At 59.0% G+C, this 2977-nt stretch carries 2 protein-coding genes and 1 pseudogene; 2 read left to right on the forward strand and 1 reads right to left on the reverse strand.

What is annotated here, in order from left to right; genetic code table 11:
- Window positions 1–71 (reverse strand): annotated as a pseudogene (locus ACIGDJ_RS27865) (hypothetical protein); the annotation flags it as partial.
- A gap of 252 nt (window positions 72–323) precedes the next feature.
- Here ACIGDJ_RS27865 and murJ point away from each other — a divergent pair.
- Both murJ and ribF read left to right on the forward strand, forming a co-directional pair.
- Window positions 324–1862, forward strand: a complete 1539-nt coding sequence (gene murJ / locus ACIGDJ_RS27870; RefSeq protein ID WP_397480291.1) for a murein biosynthesis integral membrane protein MurJ — start codon at window positions 324–326, stop codon at window positions 1860–1862.
- 129 nt (window positions 1863–1991) lie between these two features.
- Window positions 1992–2930 carry a bifunctional riboflavin kinase/FAD synthetase gene (ribF, locus tag ACIGDJ_RS27875; protein WP_178081160.1) on the forward strand — a complete coding sequence of 313 codons (939 nt, stop codon included), beginning with the start codon at window positions 1992–1994 and terminating at the stop codon, window positions 2928–2930.
- Window positions 2931–2977: the final 47 nt, after the last annotated feature.

The raw sequence follows: 2977 nt of genomic DNA on the forward strand, positions 1-2977 counted from the left end.
AGCCTCGCGTAGTGGCTGCGACGCAACACAGCCTGTTTTGCACGTTTTTTGCCGGAAGGTGACTTGGCCACCGTCGAGCTCCACGAAAGACTTTTTAGGAAATAGCAAACAAAATAGGCCGCGAATCATGCCGATGAAGACTGGTCTTGTCAAGGGCACTTGAATCGTTCCGCTAAGTGGTAGGTATAAAGAGGCGGGATATTTATTTCCGGCGCTTGACCTGTAAACTCGCGAGCTTTGGCTCTGTGCTGTTGCGGCGCGGAGTATCGCACAAGTAGGCGCATTGTTCGCCTGCTGTTTATCGACAGGCACAAACTCTCTCAATGAATCTGCTCAAATCGTTGGCCGCCGTCAGCTCTATCACGATGCTTTCCCGGATTCTGGGCTTTGTTCGGGACACGCTGATCGCGCGGACATTCGGCGCCGGGATGGCCACGGACGCCTTCTTTATTGCTTTCAAACTGCCCAACCTGCTGCGGCGGATCTTTGCCGAAGGGGCGTTTTCCCAGGCGTTCGTGCCGATTCTTGCCGAGTACAAAAGCCAGCAGGGCGAGGAGGCAACGCGTACTTTTATTGCCTATGTGTCTGGCCTGCTGACATTGGTGCTGGCGATTGTGACCGTGCTGGGCATGATCGCCGCGCCTTGGGTGATCTGGGCCACGGCCCCAGGTTTTACTGATACGCCGGAGAAATTCCAGCTCACCTCCGATCTGTTGCGGGTGACCTTCCCTTATATATTGCTGATCTCGCTGTCGTCGCTGGCCGGTGCGATCCTCAATACCTGGAACCGTTTTTCCGTGCCGGCGTTCGTGCCGACGCTGCTCAACGTCAGCATGATCGTGTTCGCGTTGTTCCTTACGCCGTACTTCGATCCGCCCGTCATGGCCCTTGGCTGGGCGGTGCTGGTCGGTGGTCTGGCGCAGTTGCTGTATCAGCTGCCGTACCTGAAAAAGATCGGCATGCTCGTGCTGCCACGCCTGAACCTGCGCGACAGCGGCGTGTGGCGGGTGATGAAGCAGATGCTGCCTGCGATTCTCGGCGTGTCGGTCAGCCAGATTTCATTGATCATCAACACCATCTTCGCCTCGTTTCTGGTCGCAGGTTCGGTGTCGTGGATGTATTACGCCGACCGTTTGATGGAATTGCCGTCGGGTGTGCTGGGTGTGGCTCTCGGGACGATTCTGCTGCCAACGCTGGCCAAGACCTACGCCAGCAAGGATCGCCACGAGTATTCGCGGATCCTCGATTGGGGGTTGCGCCTGTGCTTTGTGCTGGTGCTGCCCTGCGCATTGGCGCTGGGGATTCTTGCTGAACCGCTGACTGTTTCATTGTTTCAGTACGGCCAGTTCAGTGGCTTTGATGCCGAGATGACCCAGCGTGCGCTGATTGCCTATTCTGTCGGCTTGCTCGGGATTATCGTGATCAAAGTGCTGGCGCCGGGCTTTTATGCGCAACAGAACATCCGTACCCCGGTAAAAATCGCAATCTTCACCTTGGTCTGTACGCAGTTGTTCAACCTGGCGTTGATCGGTCCGCTGGCCCATGCCGGTCTGGCGCTGGCGATCAGTGCCGGTGCTTGCCTGAACGCCGGGCTGCTGTTCTATCAACTGCGCAAGCAGAAGATGTATCAGCCGCAGCCGGGCTGGGGCAGATTCGGCTTCAAACTGGTCGTTGCGGTGGCCGTGATGTCGGCGGTGTTGCTGGCGGGCATGCATTTCATGCCCGCTTGGGATGAGGGGCACATGCTCGAGCGCTTCCTGCGTCTTGGCGCTTTGGTGGTTGCTGGTGTGGTGGCGTATTTCGGTATGTTGCTGTTGCTGGGTTTCCGCCTGCGTGACTTCAATCGCAAGGCCTTGAGCTGAGGTTTCAGCCTTTATCCACAGGCGTGGGCCGGCAGTTTTGTCGGCTCGTTCACTTTGCGTTACGGTGTTGCCTGTCGTCGGCCGTCGGGTGTGGTTATAATCGACCACTTTATGAGCAAGAAGCGCGTTATGCAGCTGGTTCGAGGCCTCCACAACTTGCGCCCCCAGCATCGGGGCTGCGTCGCCACTATTGGCAACTTTGACGGTGTTCACCGTGGTCACCAGGCTATCCTGGCCCGGCTGCGTGAGCGTGCGCTCGAGTTGGGCGTACCCAGCTGCGTGGTGATTTTCGAGCCGCAGCCACGGGAGTTCTTTGCCCCCGATACCGCGCCGGCACGTCTGGCGCGGTTGCGTGACAAGCTGCAACTGCTGGCTGCCGAAGGCGTCGACCGGGTCTTGTGCCTGGCTTTCAACCAGCGCCTGAGCAAGCTCAGCGCCAGTGAGTTCGTCGATACCATCCTGGTCGATGGCCTCGGCGTGCAGCATCTGGAGGTCGGCGACGATTTCCGTTTCGGTTGCGACCGCCTCGGCGATTTCGATTTTCTGCTGCAGGCCGGGCAGATGCACGGTTTCAGCGTTGAAGCTGCGCAAACGGTCGAGCTGGACGGCATTCGCGTCAGCAGCACGCAAGTGCGCAACGCCCTCGCCGCCGCCGATTTTGCCCTGGCCGAACGCTTGCTCGGCCGCCCGTACCGGATCGCCGGTCGCGTGCTGCATGGCCAGAAACTGGCCCGGCAACTGGGTACGCCCACTGCCAATGTGCAACTCAAACGTCGTCGCGTGCCGTTCACCGGGGTGTATCTGGTGAATGTCGATATCGACGGCAAGACCTGGCCCGGTGTCGCCAATATTGGCGTGCGGCCCACGGTACAAGGTGATGGCAAGGCCCACCTCGAAGTCCATCTTTTAGATTTTGCCGGCGATCTGTATGACCGGCGTTTGACGGTGGTTTTCCACCAAAAGCTGCGTGAAGAGCAGCGCTTCGCCTCCCTGGAGGCATTGAAAACGGCGATCAATGCGGATGTCGCCACCGCCCGTGCACTCGCCGCACCTAGCGCCCATCGCTAATGAACAGCCGTACATGACCGCCTATCCACCCACGCTTAACCTTCCGG

Origin of the sequence: Pseudomonas sp. NPDC079367 (assembly GCF_044542195.1) — a bacterium.
Taxonomy (GTDB): domain Bacteria; phylum Pseudomonadota; class Gammaproteobacteria; order Pseudomonadales; family Pseudomonadaceae; genus Aquipseudomonas.

What these genes read in the sequence shown, in the direction of transcription:
- murJ (WP_397480291.1), top strand. Translation starts at nt 324, where the DNA reads ATGAATCTGCTCAAATCGTTGGCCGCCGTCAGCTCTATCACGATGCTT.
- ribF (WP_178081160.1), top strand. Translation starts at nt 1,992, where the DNA reads ATGCAGCTGGTTCGAGGCCTCCACAACTTGCGCCCCCAGCATCGGGGC.